The 17,192-nt window shown below is 63.9% G+C and carries 15 protein-coding genes; 12 read left to right on the forward strand and 3 right to left on the reverse strand.

Annotated elements, in window-relative coordinates:
- Positions 1-58: 58 nt before the first annotated feature.
- A complete protein-coding gene (gene fsa, locus NKK47_RS00500; RefSeq protein ID WP_023678103.1) occupies positions 59-712 on the reverse strand; it encodes a fructose-6-phosphate aldolase in 654 nt (217 codons plus the stop codon).
- 90 nt (positions 713-802) lie between these two features.
- Between fsa and NKK47_RS00505 the strand changes: the two genes are divergently transcribed.
- The 8 genes from NKK47_RS00505 (at position 803) to lepB (ending at position 9,965) form a co-directional block, all read left to right on the forward strand.
- A complete protein-coding gene (locus tag NKK47_RS00505; RefSeq protein ID WP_023678102.1) occupies positions 803-2,986 on the forward strand; it encodes a primosomal protein N' in 2,184 nt (727 codons plus the stop codon).
- Between the two features lie 108 nt (positions 2,987-3,094).
- Complete coding sequence (locus tag NKK47_RS00510) at positions 3,095-3,490, forward strand: AGROH133_08824 family phage infection protein (RefSeq protein ID WP_023678101.1); 396 nt, start codon at positions 3,095-3,097, stop codon at positions 3,488-3,490.
- Positions 3,491-3,736: 246 nt separating this feature from the next.
- Positions 3,737-4,297: a F0F1 ATP synthase subunit delta gene (locus NKK47_RS00515; RefSeq protein ID WP_023678100.1), complete on the forward strand. Its 561-nt coding sequence runs from the start codon at positions 3,737-3,739 to the stop codon at positions 4,295-4,297.
- Positions 4,297-5,826, forward strand: coding sequence for a F0F1 ATP synthase subunit alpha (gene atpA / locus NKK47_RS00520; protein WP_023678099.1), 1,530 nt, complete (start codon positions 4,297-4,299; stop codon positions 5,824-5,826). Before NKK47_RS00515 ends, atpA begins: the two co-directional genes overlap by 1 nt.
- A gap of 28 nt (positions 5,827-5,854) precedes the next feature.
- Entirely contained in the window at positions 5,855-6,739 is an 885-nt protein-coding gene (locus NKK47_RS00525) for a F0F1 ATP synthase subunit gamma (RefSeq protein ID WP_023678098.1), read from the forward strand.
- 67 nt (positions 6,740-6,806) lie between these two features.
- On the forward strand, positions 6,807-8,372 hold the full coding sequence (atpD, locus tag NKK47_RS00530; RefSeq protein ID WP_023678097.1) for a F0F1 ATP synthase subunit beta: 1,566 nt from the start codon (positions 6,807-6,809) through the stop codon (positions 8,370-8,372).
- 118 nt (positions 8,373-8,490) lie between these two features.
- On the forward strand, positions 8,491-8,898 hold the full coding sequence (locus NKK47_RS00535; protein ID WP_023678096.1) for a F0F1 ATP synthase subunit epsilon: 408 nt from the start codon (positions 8,491-8,493) through the stop codon (positions 8,896-8,898).
- A gap of 83 nt (positions 8,899-8,981) precedes the next feature.
- Entirely contained in the window at positions 8,982-9,965 is a 984-nt protein-coding gene (gene lepB / locus NKK47_RS00540; RefSeq protein ID WP_502904967.1) for a signal peptidase I, read from the forward strand.
- Position 9,966: 1 nt separating this feature from the next.
- Here the strand turns inward: lepB and uxuA are convergent, their stop codons facing one another.
- Both uxuA and NKK47_RS00550 read right to left on the reverse strand, forming a co-directional pair.
- Positions 9,967-11,145 carry a mannonate dehydratase gene (gene uxuA / locus NKK47_RS00545; protein WP_352574612.1) on the reverse strand — a complete coding sequence of 393 codons (1,179 nt, stop codon included), beginning with the start codon at positions 11,143-11,145 and terminating at the stop codon, positions 9,967-9,969.
- Positions 11,142-12,668, reverse strand: a complete 1,527-nt coding sequence (locus NKK47_RS00550; RefSeq protein ID WP_352574614.1) for a mannitol dehydrogenase family protein — start codon at positions 12,666-12,668, stop codon at positions 11,142-11,144. The genes uxuA and NKK47_RS00550 overlap by 4 nt, the downstream gene beginning before the upstream one ends.
- Positions 12,669-12,843: 175 nt before the next feature.
- Between NKK47_RS00550 and uxaC the strand changes: the two genes are divergently transcribed.
- From uxaC to NKK47_RS00570, 4 genes are all read left to right on the forward strand, one after another.
- Positions 12,844-14,253, forward strand: a complete 1,410-nt coding sequence (gene uxaC / locus NKK47_RS00555) for a glucuronate isomerase (RefSeq protein WP_352574616.1) — start codon at positions 12,844-12,846, stop codon at positions 14,251-14,253.
- A 37-nt stretch (positions 14,254-14,290) separates the two neighbouring features.
- Positions 14,291-15,268, forward strand: a complete 978-nt coding sequence (locus NKK47_RS00560; protein WP_023678091.1) for a TRAP transporter substrate-binding protein — start codon at positions 14,291-14,293, stop codon at positions 15,266-15,268.
- 103 nt (positions 15,269-15,371) lie between these two features.
- Entirely contained in the window at positions 15,372-15,899 is a 528-nt protein-coding gene (locus NKK47_RS00565) for a TRAP transporter small permease (RefSeq protein ID WP_023719697.1), read from the forward strand.
- A gap of 4 nt (positions 15,900-15,903) precedes the next feature.
- Positions 15,904-17,184 carry a TRAP transporter large permease gene (locus NKK47_RS00570; protein WP_023678089.1) on the forward strand — a complete coding sequence of 427 codons (1,281 nt, stop codon included), beginning with the start codon at positions 15,904-15,906 and terminating at the stop codon, positions 17,182-17,184.
- Positions 17,185-17,192 lie beyond the last annotated feature (8 nt).

A 17,192-nucleotide genomic window follows, 5' to 3' on the forward strand; every position in this document is an offset into this window, starting at 1 on the left:
TGCGCAATCTGCAAAAAAGGCCGATTGCTCGGCTTTTTTTGTTCGTAGGATAGTCGCTTCAGCCGATCTTCTGCCCGGTCTTTGCCCAGTCGGCGAGGAACAGTTCCAGGCCCTTGTCGGTCAGCGGGTGCTTGACCAGCGCCTTGAGCGTCGCCGGCGGCGCGGTGATGACATCGGCACCGATCAGCGCCGCCTGCTTGACATGGTTCACGGTACGCACCGAAGCGGTCAGGATTTCAGTCTGGAAGTCATAATTGTCGTAGATGGTGCGGATATCGGCAATCAGCTCCATGCCGTCCCAGCCGCTATCGTCGATGCGGCCGACGAAGGGCGAGATGAAGGAGGCGCCGGCCTTGGCGGCGAGCAGCGCCTGGGTGGCCGAGAAGCACAGCGTGACGTTGACCATGCGGCCGTCCGACCGGATGTCCTTGCAGGCTCTCAGGCCGTCGAGCGTCAGCGGCACCTTGATGCAGACATTGTCGGCGATCCTGGCCAGGATCTTGGCCTCCGCCATCATGTCCTTGTATTCGGTGGCGACGACTTCGGCCGAGACTGGGCCCTTGACGATCTCGCAGATCTCTCTTGTGACGTCGGCGATCTTGCCGCCGGATTTCAGGATCAGCGACGGATTGGTGGTTACGCCGTCGAGCAGCCCCAAATCGTTCAGCTCGCGGATTTCCTTGACATCGGCGGTGTCGACAAAAAATTTCATGGCGGTCTCCTGAAGATTTTTCATGTGCACGTCATGCACATTTGGGGTCGGACTTTGATCTAGACCAAAGTCGGGGCAAGGTCACGCCTCATGATCGAAGATTCGCCCTTTGTCGCGGCCGCACCGGTGCTGGTGCCGATGCCCGCCGAGCGCCCCTACACCTATGCCGTGCCGGCTGGCATGCGCGTGGTGCCGGGCTCGATCGTGCGCGTTCCGCTTGGGCCCCGCCAGGTCGCCGGCATCGTCTGGGACGGCGCCGTCGAAAAGGTCGACGCGAAGAAATTGCGGCCGATCGAGCAGGTTTTCGACTGCCCGCCGATCGACCGCGCGATGCGGCGTTTTGTCGATTGGGTGGCGCAGTACACGCTGTCGCCGCCCGGCATGGTGGCGCGCATGCTGCTCAGGGCGCCGGAGGCGTTCGACCCGGAGCCGTGGATCGAAGGGCTGCAGCGCACGTTCGCCAAGCCCGACCGGATGACGGAGGCGAGGACGCGCGTGCTGGAGACGGCCGAAGGCGGACTTGCCTGGACGCGATCCGGCCTGGCGCATGCGGCAGGCGTGTCGTCGACGGTGGTGGACGGGCTGCGGGTGCAGGGCGTATTCCAGACGGTGATGATCCCGCCGCGGCCGGTGGTCGCAGCACCCGATCCCGGCTACGCCGTGCCTTCACTGATGCCCGACCAGAGCGATGCCGCCGAGACGCTGCGCGCCAATGTCGCGACCGGTACATTCGGCGTCACCCTGCTCGACGGTGTAACCGGATCCGGCAAGACGGAGGTCTATTTCGAGGCGGTCGCGGCCGCGCTCGATCGCGGCAAGCAGGTGCTGATCCTGCTGCCGGAAATCGCGCTGACCCACGCCTTCCTCGAACGCTTCCAGGAGCGGTTCGGCGCCAAGCCGGCGGAGTGGCACTCGGACCTGCCGCCAAGGATGCGCGAAAAGGTCTGGCGGCAGGTAGCGGAAGGCGGCGTGCGGGTCGTCGCAGGCGCGCGCTCGGCGCTGTTCCTGCCATTCAGGGAGCTTGGACTGATCGTCGTCGACGAAGAGCACGATCCCGCCTACAAGCAGGAGGATCGCGTCTTTTACAACGCGCGCGACATGGCCGTGGTGCGCAGCCATATCGGCGGCTTTCCGGTCGTGCTCGCCTCGGCGACACCGTCGGTCGAAAGCCGGGTCAATGCCAGCCAGGGCCGCTACAGCAGGGCGGTGCTTTCGGCGCGCTTTGCCGAGGCGGCACTTCCCGATCTCAAGACGATCGACATGCGCCGCGCGCCGCCGGCACGCGGCGGCTTCCTGTCGCCTGTACTGCTCGGCCATATACGGCAGACGCTGGAAAGAAAGGAACAGTCGCTGCTGTTCCTCAACCGGCGCGGCTATGCGCCGCTGACGCTCTGCCGGGTCTGCGGCCACCGCTTCGGCTGTCCGGTCTGCTCGGCCTGGCTGGTCGAGCACCGCTTTCGCGGCCAGCTCGTCTGCCACCACTGCGGGCACAATGAACGCCGGCCCGAAGCCTGTCCGGAATGCGGCACGCTCGATCATCTGGTCGCCTGCGGGCCAGGCGTCGAGCGCATCGCCGAGGAGGTCGTCGCGCATTTCCCCGATGCCCGCACCATCGTCTTGTCGTCCGACCTGATGGGCGGCGTGCGGCGGCTGCGGCTCGAGCTTGAAGCCATCGCCAATGGCGAGGCCGACATCGTCATCGGCACACAACTCGTCGCCAAGGGCCATAATTTCCCCAACATGACGCTGGTCGGTGTGGTCGATGCCGATCTCGGCCTTGCCAATGGCGACCCGCGCGCCGCCGAGCGCACCTTCCAACTGCTCAGCCAGGTGACCGGCCGCGCCGGCCGCACCGGCAAGAAAAGCCTCGGCCTGCTGCAGACCTTCCAACCCGACCACCCGGTGATGCGCGCGATCGTCTCAGGCGATGCCGAGGCCTTCTACGAGCGCGAGATCGCCGAGCGTGAGCGGGCGGGGCTGCCGCCCTTCGGCAGGCTCGCCGGCGTCATCGTCAGCGCGGCGACACGGGCCGAAGCCGAAGGGCACGCCCGTGGCCTGCGTCGCGCCGCGCCGCAGGCCAGCGACCTGTTCGTGCTCGGCCCGGCCGAGGCGCCGCTGTCGTTGATCGGCGGCCGCCATCGCTTTCGCCTGCTGATCCAGGGCGAACGGCGCGCCGACATGCAAGGGTTCATTCGCACCATGCTGGCCGAGGGACCGAAGATAAGGGGCTCGGTGCGAGTCCAGGTCGACATCGACCCGCAGAGCTTTTTGTGAAGGGGCTCAGAGGACAGGCTTCCGTAAATTGCCGATGCCCATCTGGCGTATGTCTCTTGCTTCGTTAGAATGCCCGAAATTTTGAATATCCATTTACGAGGGGACAACATGGAATTTGCGTTTCCGTGGCCGATGAGCCAGGGCGAGTGGCTGGCATGGTCGAGCGCCGTGGTGACCTTGCTGTTCGGCCTGCTGCTGTTCCTGGCGCCAGGATTGGCCTTCCGGATCCTGCGGCTGCAGGTCAGACCGGAGAAGGCAGCGGCGATCGCCGAGGGGCGCGGCCGGATGTCGGGCTTCTATCTCGGCCTCAGCCTGTGCTGCATCCTCCTGGCGCAGCCGCTGCTCTATATGGCGCTCGGCTTCTCCTGGCTGTTCACCGCCTTCGGCCGGCTGCTGTCGATGATGTCGGACGGCGCCAACACGCCGTTCAACTGGGCATCCATCGTCGTCGAGCTGGTGCTGGCGGCGCTGCCTCTGGCCTTCGCCTTCGGCTTTTTGCCCTGAATCAGGGATCAATCCGGGGTTGGTTGCTGAACTCGGCCGGCGGATGCGACAATAGTGCCTGAAAACCATGCCGGACGACGCATTGCGGTCTGAAAATGCCTGTGCTAGACGGCAATCGACTTTCGACCGGGGATAGCGGAAGCCGCGCCTCCGTGCTTGGAAAAATGCAGTAAGGTCAAAGATTTAGCCAGAGTTTTTGCTCGCGCCAACAATCTGCGGCCTGTCAGACAAGAGAAAAGACGGTCCGTGGCCCAATCGTCATCGCCAATCTCAGGTGTCGCAGAACGCTATGCGGGTTCGCTGTTCGAACTCGCGCTGCAGGCCAATTCGGTCGCCAGCGTCGAGGCCGACCTCAATAGGTTCGAAACGATGCTCGAAGGCAGCGCTGACCTTTCGCGGCTGATCAGGAGCCCTGTCTTCTCCAGCGAGGACCAGGCCAAGGCGATCGCCGCGATCGCCGACAAAGCGGGGATCACCGGCCTCACCGGCAATTTCCTGCGCGTCGTTGCCCAGAATCGCCGGCTATTTGCCGTGCCCGGCATGATCAAGGCGTTCCGCCAGATCGCCGCCGAACACCGCGGCGAGACCGCCGCCGAGGTTACCTCGGCGCATGCGCTGACGCCTGCCCAGGAAACCGAGCTGAAGGCAGCGCTGAAAAGTGTCGCCGGCAAGGATGTGGCGATCACGGTCACCGTCGATCCGTCGCTGCTCGGCGGACTGGTGGTCAAGATCGGCTCGCGCCAGATCGATACGTCGCTCAAAACCAAACTCAATTCGCTCAAGCTTGCACTGAAAGAGGTCGGCTGATGGACATCCGCGCCGCGGAAATTTCCGCAATTCTGAAAGACCAGATCAAGAATTTCGGCAAGGAGGCCGAGGTCTCCGAAGTCGGCCAGGTGCTGTCCGTCGGTGACGGTATCGCCCGCGTCTACGGCCTCGACAATGTCCAGGCCGGCGAGATGGTCGAGTTCCCCGGCGGCATCCGCGGCATGGCGCTCAACCTCGAAGCCGACAATGTCGGCGTTGTCATCTTCGGCGCCGACCGCGACATCAAGGAAGGCGACACCGTCAAGCGCACCGGCGCCATCGTCGATGCGCCCGTCGGCATGGGCCTGCTCGGCCGCGTCGTCGACGCGCTCGGCAACCCGATTGATGGCAAAGGCCCGATCCAGGCCACCGAACGCAAGCGCGTCGACGTCAAAGCGCCCGGCATCATCCCGCGCAAATCGGTGAACGAGCCGATGTCGACCGGCCTCAAGGCCATCGACGCGCTGATCCCGGTCGGCCGCGGCCAGCGCGAACTGGTCATCGGCGACCGCCAGACCGGCAAGACCGCGATCATCCTCGACACCATGCTCAACCAGAAATCGGTGCACGACAACGGCCCTGAGAAGGAAAAGCTGTACTGCGTCTATGTCGCCGTCGGCCAGAAGCGCTCGACGGTGGCGCAGTTCGTCAAGGTCCTGGAAGAGCGCGGCGCGCTCGACTATTCGATCATCGTCGCCGCGACCGCCTCCGATCCGGCGCCAATGCAGTTCCTGGCGCCGTTCACCGCCTGCACCATGGGCGAATATTTCCGTGACAACGGCATGCACGCGCTGATCAGCTACGACGACCTGTCGAAGCAGGCCGTCGCCTATCGCCAGATGTCGCTGCTGCTGCGCCGTCCGCCGGGCCGCGAAGCCTATCCCGGCGACGTTTTCTACCTGCACTCGCGCCTGCTCGAGCGCGCCGCCAAGCTCAATGACGAAAACGGCGGTGGGTCGCTGACGGCGCTGCCGATCATCGAAACGCAGGCCAACGACGTGTCGGCCTATATCCCGACCAACGTCATCTCGATCACCGACGGCCAGATCTTCCTGGAAACCAATCTGTTCTTCCAGGGCGTGCGCCCGGCGGTCAATGTCGGCCTTTCGGTGTCGCGCGTCGGCTCCTCGGCGCAGATCAAGGCGATGAAGCAGGTTGCCGGGTCGATCAAGGGCGAGCTCGCGCAGTACCGCGAAATGGCTGCTTTCGCGCAGTTCGGCTCCGATCTCGACGCCGCCACGCAACGCCTGCTAAACCGCGGCTCGCGTCTGACCGAGCTGTTGAAGCAGCCGCAATTCTCGCCGCTCAAAGTCGAGGAGCAGGTCGCGGTGATCTTCGCCGGCGTCAACGGCTATCTCGACAAGCTGGCGGTCAACCAGGTCGGCAAGTTCGAGCATGGTCTGCTGTCGCATATGCGCTCGGCCGGCAAGGACGTGCTCGACGGCATCCGCAAGGAGAAGGCGCTGTCCGACGATCTGCGCGCCAGGCTGAAGGCAGAAATCGACGCCTTCGCCAAGACCTTTGCTTGAGCAGGACGGACGGGATCAGGTTTGAAGCATGCCTTCGTTAAAAGACCTTCGTAACCGTATCGCCTCGGTCAAGGCGACGCAGAAGATCACCAAGGCGATGCAGATGGTCGCCGCGGCGAAGCTGCGTCGCGCGCAGGAAGCGGCGGAAGCGGCGCGTCCCTATTCGGAGCGCATGGGCGCGGTGCTGGCCAATATCACCCAGGCGATCGGCGGCGGCGGCGATGCCCCGGCGCTGATGACCGGCACCGGCAAGGACGACGTGCATCTGCTTGTCGTCTGCACGGCCGAACGCGGTCTGTGCGGCGGTTTCAATTCGCAGATCGCCCGCTTTGCCCGCGACCACATCCGCAAGCTTCTGGCCGACGGCAAGCAGGTCAAGATCATCTGCGTCGGCAAGAAGGGGTTCGACATATTGCGCCGCGACTACGGGGCGCTGATCATCGAGCGTGTCGACCTGCGCGAGGTCAAGACGCTGGGCTTCGTCAATGCCGATGCCATCGCCAAGAAGGTGATCCACCTGTTCAACGAAGGCGGCTTCGACATCTGCACGCTGTTCTATTCGCAGTTCAAGTCGGTGATCAGCCAGATCCCGACGGCGCAGCAAATTGTCCCGGCGGGCGCGCCTGCGGCTGGCGCGGAAGTGAAGGACGGCGGCAGCGCCGTCTACGAATACGAGCCGGAGCCGGGCGAGATCCTCTCCGATCTCATCCCACGCAACATTTCCGTGCAGGTTTTTCGCGCGCTGCTCGAGAATGCTGCCGGCGAGATGGGCGCCAAGATGAGCGCCATGGACAATGCGACGCGCAACGCCGGCGACATGATCAACAAATTGTCGATCACCTACAACCGCCAGCGGCAGGCGCAGATCACCAAGGAATTGATCGAAATCATTTCGGGCGCCGAGGCGCTCTAGGCACGCCCACAAGGAGGTCATCGACCTCAAGCGTGTGAGAAACAAAGAGACGAAAAGGGTAAAGACGATGGCGAAAGCAGCGACCCCGAAGACGGCAGCCCCTAAGGCCGCGGCACCAGCGAAGGCTCCGGCAGCAGCAAAGGCCGCTCCGGCCAAGAAGGCGGCAGCAACCAAGGCCGCCGCTGTGAATACGCCGGCCGCCACCATCAAGAAAACCGGCCTGGCAGGCAAGGTTCGCCAGGTCATCGGCGCCGTTGTCGACGTCCAGTTTGGCGAACATCTGCCGGCGATCCTGAACGCGCTTGAGACGATCAACGTCGGCAATCGCCTGGTGCTAGAGGTGGCCCAGCATCTCGGCGAAAACACCGTGCGCTGCATCGCCATGGACTCGACCGAAGGTCTGGTCCGCGGCCAGGACGTCTATGACACCGGTGCACCGATTACCGTGCCGGTCGGCCCGGGCATGCTCGGCCGCATCATCAACGTCATCGGCGAGCCGGTCGACGAGGCAGGCCCGGTCGACGGCATCGAGATGCGCTCGATCCACCAGCCGGCGCCGACCTATGTCGAGCAGTCGACGGAAGCGCAGATCCTGGTCACCGGCATCAAGGTGCTCGACCTGCTGGCCCCCTATGCCCGCGGCGGCAAGATCGGCCTGTTCGGCGGCGCCGGCGTCGGCAAAACGGTGCTGATCCAGGAACTGATCAACAACGTCGCCAAGGCGCATGGCGGCTTCTCGGTGTTCGCCGGCGTCGGCGAGCGCACCCGCGAAGGCAACGACCTCTATCACGAGTTCATCGAGTCCGGCGTCAACAAGAAGGGCGGCGGCGAAGGCTCCAAGGCCGCGCTCGTCTATGGCCAGATGAACGAGCCGCCGGGCGCCCGCGCCCGCGTCGGCCTGACCGGCTTGACGGTTGCCGAATATTTCCGCGACCAGGGCCAGGACGTGCTGTTCTTCGTAGACAACATCTTCCGCTTCACGCAGGCGGGCTCGGAAGTGTCGGCGCTGCTCGGCCGCATTCCTTCGGCCGTGGGCTACCAGCCGACGCTGGCTACCGACATGGGCGCGCTGCAGGAGCGTATCACCACGACGACCAAGGGTTCGATCACCTCGGTGCAGGCGATCTATGTGCCGGCCGACGACCTGACCGACCCGGCACCGGCGACCTCGTTCGCCCACCTCGACGCGACGACCGTGCTCAACCGCGCGATTTCGGAAAAGGGCATCTATCCGGCCGTCGATCCGCTCGATTCGACCTCGCGCATGCTCGACCCGATGGTTGTCGGCGAAGAGCATTACCAGGTCGCCCGCCAGGTGCAGTCGATCCTTCAGCGTTACAAGTCGCTGCAGGACATCATCGCCATCCTGGGCATGGACGAGCTGTCGGAAGAGGATAAGCAGACCGTGGCCCGCGCCCGCAAGATCGAGCGCTTCCTGTCGCAACCCTTCTTCGTCGCCGAAGTGTTCACCGGCGCACCGGGCAAGCTGGTCGACCTCGCCGACACCATCAAGGGCTTCAAGGGCCTTTGCAACGGCGATTACGACCATCTGCCGGAGGCCGCCTTCTACATGGTCGGCGGCATCGAGGAAGCGGTCGAGAAGGCACAGCGCCTGGCCGCCGAAGCGGCCTGATGGTGAATGGTCAATAGTGAATTGTGAATGGGGAGTAGCGGATAGGAAATCGGGGCTGAGTGAAGGTCATTCTTTCTGACCGTTCACCATTCACCATTCACCAGTCGCTAAACTGATCATGCCTGAAGCTTTCAAATTCGAACTGGTCTCGCCGGAGCGCCTCTTGGTTTCCGAGCAGGTCGAATCCGTCGTCATTCCGGGCGCCGAAGGCGAGATGACTGTCATGGCGCATCACGCGCCGGTCATGACCACAATCAAGCCGGGCGTCGTTACGCTGAAGACCGCGCAAGGCAAGGAAGAGCGCTATGTGGTGTTCGGCGGCTTTGCCGACATCGTTCCGGCCGGCTGCACGCTTCTGGCGGAATCGGCGGTAGCCGTCGGCGACATCGACCGCGCCGACCTTGCCCGCCGCATCCAGGAGGCCAGGGAAGACGCCGCCGACGCCAAGGACGACCAGACCCGCAGCAAGGCCGAGCAGTTCCTCAACCAGCTTACGACGCTTGAAGGTGCGCTGTTGCCGGCGTGAGTTCCGGTCAAATGACTAACTGAAAAAGCGGGCTTGCCCCGCTTTTTTGTTTGGTGGACAGTCTGGCTGCCTTGGCGTGGGGGGTGGCCGATGACAGAACAAGCAGTGCAACAAGAAACTATCTCGCGATCCAGATGGTCGACGGCCCTGGTTTCGGCCTTGGCGGCCCGTTTGGCGGGTTCCTCTGGATCGGCAGCGGCAAACTGGCGGTCGCCAGCCTGGTGGTGATCAGCGTCGTCGTTTTCGCGCTTATTTACATTGGCTTTCCGGTATTGCCTGGCGTCGATCTTGCTTGGTGGGCCAATTTTTCAGGGATCGGTTTGATGGCCCTGTGGGCAGCGATCGTTGTTCCCTTCGCGCACCGGTTCAAGCCGGACAGATGGTACGCGCGTGGGCTTTCGGTGCTGGTGCTCGTCTTTCTGACCTCGTATCCGGCTGCATTCGCAATACGCGCGTTCCTGCTCCAGCCTTTTTCGATTCCCTCCAGCAGCATGGTGCCGACGTTGCAGGAAGGCGACTATCTCTTCGTCTCCAAAATGGCATACGGCTACAGCCGCTACAGCGTGCCGTTCAACTTGCTTCCCGTTGATGGACGTATATTCGGCGCGGAACCCAAAAGGGGAGATGTGGTTGTCTTCAAGTTCCCGCCCGATCCGAGCGTGGACTACATCCAGCGGATTGTCGGCCTTCCCGGCGAGAAGATCCAGATCATCGACGGGGTGCTTCACATCAACGATGTCGCGGTGGGACTCGACGATATTGGTACTTTTTCGTCCGACGAGTTCTCGAGAGCCAAGCTCCAAAGCGAAACCTTGCCGGGGGGTGTCACCCATTCCGTTCTCAACCTCACCGACAACTCGATCGGCGACAATACGCGCGTGTTTGAGGTGCCCGCAGGCCACTACTTCGTGCTTGGCGACAACCGCGACAATGCCTCCGACAGCCGGTTCAGTGTCGCGTTTGTTCCCTATGAAAATCTGGTCGGCAAGGCCCTGCGGCTGTTCTGGAATTCCAAAGGTACCGATTATTCGTCTCGACAGACGCTGAACGGCCAGGCGAGCAAGTAGCTCAAACTATCAGTGCCTCTACTGCGCGCATGACGCCGCGCAGTTCGGCGAGGCCCTTCAGGCGGCCGATGCAGGAATAGCCGGGGTTCACCTTCTTGCCGATGTCGTCGATGATGGCGTGGCCATGGTCGGGACGCATCGGCACCTGCCAGTCCGCCCTGCCGGCTGCCTTGCGCCGCCGCTCTTCGCCAATCAGCGCCGACACGACCGCCACCATGTCGGTGTCGCCGTCGAGGTGCTCGGCTTCGTGGAAAGAGCCGTCTGGCTCCTTGGTGACGTCGCGCAGATGGGCGAAATGGATGTTTTCGGCGAAGGCCTTTGCCATTGCCGGCAGATCGTTCTGCGCGCCCGCGCCATAGGAGCCGGTGCACAGTGTCAGCCCGTTTGCCGGCGAAGCGACGGCGTCGAGCAGCGCGCGGGCATCGGCTGCCTTGGAAACGATTCGCGGCAGGCCGAACAGCGAAAAAGGCGGATCGTCGGGGTGGATCGCCATCCTGAGGCCGGCCTCTTCGGCCACCGGCACGATCTCGCGCAGGAAGGCAAACAGGTTTTCGCGCAGGCCTTCGGTGGAGACGTCCTTGTAGAGGTCGAGGGCGCGGCGGAAGCTTGCCCGATCGAAGATGAATTCGCGCGCCGGGACCCAGCCGATCAGGTTGCGCTCCAGCCTTGCCTTGTCGCTGTCGCTCATCCCTTGCAGTCGCACACGCGCGGCCTCGACGCGGGCCGGTGGGTGATCGGCCTCCGCCCCTTCTCGCTCAAGGATGAAGACGTCATAGGCGCAGAGCTCGACGACATCGAAGCGCAGCGCCGTGCCGCCATGCGGCATCGGGTAATCGAGGTCCGTCCGCGTCCAGTCGGTGATCGCCATGAAATTATAGCAGACGGTGTTGATACCGGCGGCGGCGACGGCGCGGATCGAGGCCTTGTAATTGTCGATCAGGCTGCGCCAGTCGCCGCTGCGGGTCTTGATGTCCTCATGCACGACGATGCTCTCGACCACGTCCCAGGTCAGCCCTGCTGCCTCGATCTCGGCCTTGCGCCTGGCGATCTCGTCTGCCGGCCAGGCGCGGCCGTCGTTGAGGTGGTGCAGCGCGCTGACGATGCCGACGGCGCCGGCCTGACGGACATGGGCAAGCGTCACCGGATCGTCCGGCCCGAACCAGCGCCAGGTCTGTCTCATGGCTTCTCACTCCCTATGCCAAGCGCCGCCAAAGCTGCGGCAGTGCCGCCCCGCCGCAGGCGCTCGAGATGGGCTGCCGTCAGATCGATCAGTGTCATGCGGTGGGAATGGTCCTTGGCGAAGCCGGCGAGATCGAATATCGCTGTCACCGTCTCATCAGCCGGCCGGCTGCCGAGCGCCGTAAGCCGAGCGTCGATCGGGTCGGTAAAATGGGCTTCCGGCAAGGTTTTGCCGCGCGCCTCGCAAGCGGCGATCCAGGCCGCCACCACCAGCATGAGATGCGCGGGCGGGTCACCGGCGCCCAGTCGATCGAGGGCCGAGGCGACGATGCGCTGCGGCAGCTTCTGGCTGCCGTCATTGGCGATCTGCGCCGTGCGATGGGCGAGCGCCGTGTTCGAATAGCGTTCGGCGAGCTGGGCCGTGTAGCCGGCCGTATCGAGCCCGGCGTCCTGCGGCAGCGTCGGGATCGCCTCGGCCCATAGTCCGTCGACGAATTGCCGGATCGCCGGATCGGCAAAGGCGCGGTCGACCGTGTCGTCGCCGCTGAGCAGGCCGAGATAGGCGATTGCCGAATGCGAGCCGTTGAGCAGCCGCAGCTTCATGTCCTCGAAGGGCCCGACGTCGCCGACCATGGTGACGCCGAACTTTTCCCAGGCCGGCCTGCCAGCCGGGAAATCGTCTTCGACCACCCATTGGCAGAACGGCTCGGTCATCACCGGCCAGGCATCCTCGACGCCGAGCTCGACGGCGATACGCGCTCGGTCGGCGTCGGTGGTCGCCGGCACGATACGGTCGACCATGCTCGACGGAAACGCGACGCCGTCGGCAATGTGTGCGGCGAGCCTGGCATCGCCTGAAGCGGCGAGCCTGGCATCGCCTGAAGTGGCGAGCCTGGAATCGCGCAGCGCGGCGAATTCGACCAGCAGGCGGTGCAGCGTGGCGCCATTGGCCGGAAGGTTGTCGCAGCAGAGCACGGTGAAAGGCTGGATGCCGGCGGCACGGCGGCGCGACAGCGCTTCGGTGAGAAAACCATGCGCCGTCCGTGGCATTTGCGGGCTAGCCAAATCATGGACGATGTCCGGATGGGTGCTGTCCAAACCGCCGCCGGCTGCTCTCAGATAAGCCTTTTCGGTGATCGTGAGCGTGACGATGCGGGTGCGCTGATCGGTCAGGGCGGCGAGCACCGCAGCCGGATCTTCCGGCGCCACCAGCAGCGACAGGATCGAGCCGACGACGCGCAGCTCTTCGCCGATGCTGCTCCTGATCGCCAGCGTGTAGAGGCCATCCTGCGGCGCCAGTGCGTCGCGCGTGTCAGGACTGCGCAAGGACACGCCGACAATGCCCCAGTCCGCCTCGCCCGCCGCCAGGCAGTCGTCGACATAGGCCGCCTGGTGGGCGCGATGGAAGGCACCGACGCCGAGATGGACGATGCCAGGTGCGACGCCGCCGCGGTCGTAGCGCGGAATCGCGACCGAAGCCGGCAGTGCCTTCAGCGTGCTGTTGGAAAGGCGTCTATTGGTCATTGCGCCACGTGTCTGATCGAGATTGTTGGGTCACTGCTGTCAGGCGGCGTAACACCCGATGCCGTCACGCACAATGGGCAATGGCCGACGAAAAGTCATCATACAACAACCCAGTTTTTGTATGTTGACATTATTTCTTTCCAACCCTACCGATGTCCGGATTGGGAGGATTTGCGTGGCCGCATTGACGGATCCGGATTTGCTGTTTGCCGCCGAGGCGCGCCCGCGTTCGCTGGCCCGTGATCTCTACGCCGCGGTCAAGGACCTGCCGATCGTCAGCCCGCACGGCCACACCGATCCGCGCTGGTATGCGCTCAACGAGGCGTTTCCCGATCCGGCGCAGTTGCTGATCGTGCCGGACCACTACATTTTCCGCATGCTGTTCAGCCAGGGCGTTCGGCTTGAGGAGCTTGGTGTGCCGACGCTTGACGGCTCGCCGGTGGAAACCGACGGCAGAACGATCTGGCGGTGCTTCGCCGAGCATTATTACCTGTTCCGCGGCACGCCGACCCGGCTGTGGTTCGACCATGTGCTTGCCCATCTGTTCGGCATCGACGAGCCGCTGACGGCCGCAACCGCCGACCGCCATTACGATATGATCTCGACCTTGCTGCAGTGGGAGAATTTTCGCCCGCGAGCGCTGTTCGAGCGCTTCAACATTGAAGTCATCGCGACGACCGAAGGCGCGCTCGACGATCTCAGATGGCACCAGATGATCCGCGACAGCGGCTGGGAGGGCCGCGTCATCACCGCCTATCGGCCGGATGCGATCGTCGATCCCGACTTCGAAGGGTTCTCGGCCAATCTCGACCGGCTTGGCGAGATCACCGGGTGCGATACCGGCAATTGGACCGGCTATCTCGAGGCGCACCGCCAGCGGCGCGCCTTCTTCAAGAGTTTCGGCGCGACTTCCTCCGATCACGGCCATCCTACGGCCGAAACCGCCAATCTCTCGGATGCCGCCGCGCAGGAGCTGTTCAACCGCATCCGCCGGGGCTCGGACGACGAGCGCGAGCGAAAACTGTTTCGCGCCCAGATGCTGACCGAGATGGCCAAGATGAGCCGCGACGACGGGCTGGTCCTGCAGATCCATCCCGGCTCCTGGCGCAATCATTCGCCTTCTATCTTTCACAGGTTCGGCAGGGACAAAGGCTTCGACATTCCGATCCGAACCGATTATGTGACGGCGCTGAAGCCGCTGCTCGACTGCGTCGGGCTGGCGCGCGACCTCACCATCATCCTCTTCACCCTTGACGAGACCAGCTATGCGCGCGAGCTGGCGCCGCTCGCCGGCGTCTACCCGGCATTGAAGCTCGGCCCGGCCTGGTGGTTCCACGACAGCCCCGAAGGCATGCGCCGGTTCCGTGAGATGACCACCGAAACGGCCGGTTTCTACAACACCGTCGGTTTCAACGACGACACCCGCGCCTTTCCATCCATACCGGCCCGCCATGATGTGGCGCGCCGGGTCGATTGCGCATATCTGGCGCGTCTCGTCGCCGAGCATCGGCTCGGCGAGGACGAGGCGCACGAGCTGGCGCAGGAACTTGCCTATACGCTCGCGAAAAAGGCGTACCGGCTCTAACGGCGCTTGCCGCCATCGTTCAAACGGGAGGAAACCAATGCTGCATTTTTCAAGACTGGCGGGAGCTACGCTACTTGCCGCCGCACTGCTGGCCGGATCGGCAAGCGCCCAGACGGTCCTGCGCTCGTCCGACACCCACCCGGACGGCTATCCGACGGTCGAGGCGGTCAAATATTTCGGCGAGCTGGTGAAGGAGCGCACGGCCGGCCGCTATGTGGTCGAGATCTATCCTTCCGCGCAACTCGGCGAGGAAAAGGACACGATCGAGCAGGTGCGTACCGGCGTGATCGATCTCAACCGCGTCTCGATGGCGCCGTTCAACGGGCTCATCCCGGAGACCACCGTGCCCTCGCTGCCCTACATCTTCCGTTCGGAAGAGCATATGCACAAGGTCATGGACGGGGCGATCGGCGACCAGATCGCGGCGGCGTTCGACCAGGTCGGGCTGGTGCTGCTCGCCTTTTACGACGGCGGCTCGCGCTCCTTCTACAATTCGAAGAAGCCGATCAACACTGTAGCCGACATGGCCGGGATGAAGTTCCGCGTCATCCAGTCCGACATTTTCGTCGACATGGTGGCGGCACTCGGCGCCAACGCGACGCCGATGCCGTATGGCGAGGTGTATTCGGCGATTGAGACCGGAGTGATCGACGGCGCGGAGAACAATTTTCCGAGCTACGACACCGCCAAGCATGCGGAAGTCGCCAAGTACTATTCGCTCGACGAGCACACGATGGTGCCGGAAGCCTTCGTCATGGCGAAGTCGAGCTGGGACAAGCTGACGCCGGAAGACCAGGCGATCTTCAAGGCGGCCGCCAAGGAAAGCGTCGCCAAGCAGCGCGAGCTGTGGACCGCCAAGGTCAAGGAATCGCGCGCCAAGGTCGAGGCGGCCGGTTCGCAGATCACGACGCCGGACAAGCAGCCCTTCATCGACGCGATGGGGCCGGTCTACGAGAAGCACGTCAAGGACGACAAGCTGAAGGCCATGGTCGAAGCCATCAAGGCCGTGCAGTGATCAACCGGCGGCGCGGACATTCCGTGCCGCCATCCTCCTGGGGAGACAACCGGTGACTTCCAGCCCAAAACCAACACCGCTCCTGTCCGGCGTCGCGCAAGTGATGTCGCGCGTCAGCACGGCGGCGCTGTCGATCGCCGGCATCGGGCTGGTGCTGATGACCGCCTTCGTCGCCTGGCAGGTGTTCGGCCGCTATGTTCTGAACCGCTCGCCGAGCTGGACCGAGCCCGGCTCGGTGATGCTGATGAGCTGGTTCATTTTCCTCGGCGCTGCCGTCGGTGTGCGCGAGAACTACCATCTTGGCTTCGACGTACTGCTCTACGTGCTGCCGAAAGGCGGCAAGCGCTGGCTGCGGATGATTTCGGATCTTGTCGCGCTCGCCTTCGGCATCGGCATGATCTGGTATGGCAGCCAGCTGGTCGCATTGACCTGGGGCTCCGTCTTGCCGTCACTCGGCATATCGGGGGGCTGGGACTATGTCCCGCTTGTCGCGGGAGGCGCGCTCATCGTGCTCTTCACGCTGGAGCGCATCGTGCTTCGCCTCTCCGGCGCGCCGATCGACGATGCCCTCGATGAACTGCCGCCGGCCGAAGTCGCGGCCGAACTCGACACCGCCAACGTGAAGGTCTGACGCCATGGAACTGTGGATTCTCTTCGGCGTCTTCACCCTGCTGATGCTTATCGGCACGCCGATCGCTTTCTGCCTCGGCGTCGCAAGCCTCGCCACCGTCCTCTATATGGGCCTGCCGCCGCTCATCGTGTTCCAGCGCCTGAATTCCGGCATGAGCGTCTTTTCGCTGCTGGCCATTCCGTTTTTCATCTACGCCGGCGACTTGATGGTGCGCGGCGGCATCGCCAGCAAGATCGTTGCCTTCGCCGGCTCGCTCGTCGGCCATTTGCGTGGCGGCCTCGGGCAGGTCAACATTGCAACCGCTACACTGTTCGGCGGCATTTCCGGCTCAGCGGTGGCGGAGGCAGCGGCGGTAGGCGGCCTGATGATCCCGCAGATGAAGGCGCGTGGATATGGAGCGGACTACGCCGTCAACGTCACGTCGATGGCGGCACTGATCGCGCTGCTGCTGCCGCCGTCGCACAACATGATCATCTACTCGATCTCGGCAGGCGGAAAGATCTCGATCGCCGATCTGTTCACGGCCGGTATCATCCCGGGCCTGCTGCTGGCCCTGTCGCTGATGGTCACCGCCTATATCGTGGCGCGCTCCCGCGGCTATCCGACCGAGGCGTTTCCGGGCTTCACCGCGGTCGCGCATCTTTTCGCCGTCGCGGTGCCCGGCCTGCTGCTGATCGCGATCATCTTCGGCGGCGTGCGATCGGGCGTCTTCACCGCCACCGAGAGTTCCTGTATCGCCGTCATCTATGCGCTGCTCGTGACCGTCTTCGTTTACCGGCAGATGACCTGGGAAGGGTTCGTTCATGCCACCCATGGCGCCGTGCGCACCACTGCCATGGTGCTGCTTATCATCGGCATGGCGGCGGCGTTCTCGTGGCTGATGGCCTTCCTGAAAGTGCCGGCAGCGCTCATCGCCTCCATGAATGCGATCTCGGACGATCCGCTGGTCGTGCTTCTGCTGCTCAACCTCTTGATGCTGTTCCTCGGCACGTTCATGGACATGGGGCCGACGATCATCATTTGCACGCCGATCTTCCTGCCCGTGGCGCAGGCCTACGGCGTCGATCCGGTGCATTTCGGCGTCATCATGATCCTCAATTTCGGCATCGGGCTGAACACGCCGCCGGTGGGCGCAGTGCAGTTCGTGGCGTGTGCCGTGGGCAAGATATCCGTCTGGGAATCGATGCGCTCGATCTGGCCATTCTATGGCGCAGGCCTCGTGGTGCTGGCGCTCGTCACTTACATTCCGGCCATTTCGCTATGGCTGCCGAGCGTCTTCAAATAGGGGATGCG

Source organism: Mesorhizobium sp. M0019 (genome assembly GCF_040323975.1).
GTDB lineage: Bacteria > Pseudomonadota > Alphaproteobacteria > Rhizobiales > Rhizobiaceae > Mesorhizobium.

Bases quoted from the DNA above. Each gene is read 5' to 3' on its own strand.
- NKK47_RS00560 (WP_023678091.1), top strand. From the start codon at position 14,291: ATGCTGCATTTTTCAAGACTGGCGGGAGCTACGCTACTTGCCGCCGCA.
- atpA (WP_023678099.1), top strand. From the start codon at position 4,297: ATGGACATCCGCGCCGCGGAAATTTCCGCAATTCTGAAAGACCAGATC.
- NKK47_RS00525 (WP_023678098.1), top strand. From the start codon at position 5,855: ATGCCTTCGTTAAAAGACCTTCGTAACCGTATCGCCTCGGTCAAGGCG.
- atpD (WP_023678097.1), top strand. From the start codon at position 6,807: ATGGCGAAAGCAGCGACCCCGAAGACGGCAGCCCCTAAGGCCGCGGCA.
- uxuA (WP_352574612.1), bottom strand. From the start codon at position 11,145: ATGAGACAGACCTGGCGCTGGTTCGGGCCGGACGATCCGGTGACGCTT.
- NKK47_RS00535 (WP_023678096.1), top strand. From the start codon at position 8,491: ATGCCTGAAGCTTTCAAATTCGAACTGGTCTCGCCGGAGCGCCTCTTG.
- NKK47_RS00510 (WP_023678101.1), top strand. From the start codon at position 3,095: ATGGAATTTGCGTTTCCGTGGCCGATGAGCCAGGGCGAGTGGCTGGCA.
- NKK47_RS00565 (WP_023719697.1), top strand. From the start codon at position 15,372: ATGTCGCGCGTCAGCACGGCGGCGCTGTCGATCGCCGGCATCGGGCTG.
- NKK47_RS00550 (WP_352574614.1), bottom strand. From the start codon at position 12,668: ATGACCAATAGACGCCTTTCCAACAGCACGCTGAAGGCACTGCCGGCT.
- NKK47_RS00570 (WP_023678089.1), top strand. From the start codon at position 15,904: ATGGAACTGTGGATTCTCTTCGGCGTCTTCACCCTGCTGATGCTTATC.
- fsa (WP_023678103.1), bottom strand. From the start codon at position 712: ATGAAATTTTTTGTCGACACCGCCGATGTCAAGGAAATCCGCGAGCTG.
- NKK47_RS00505 (WP_023678102.1), top strand. From the start codon at position 803: ATGATCGAAGATTCGCCCTTTGTCGCGGCCGCACCGGTGCTGGTGCCG.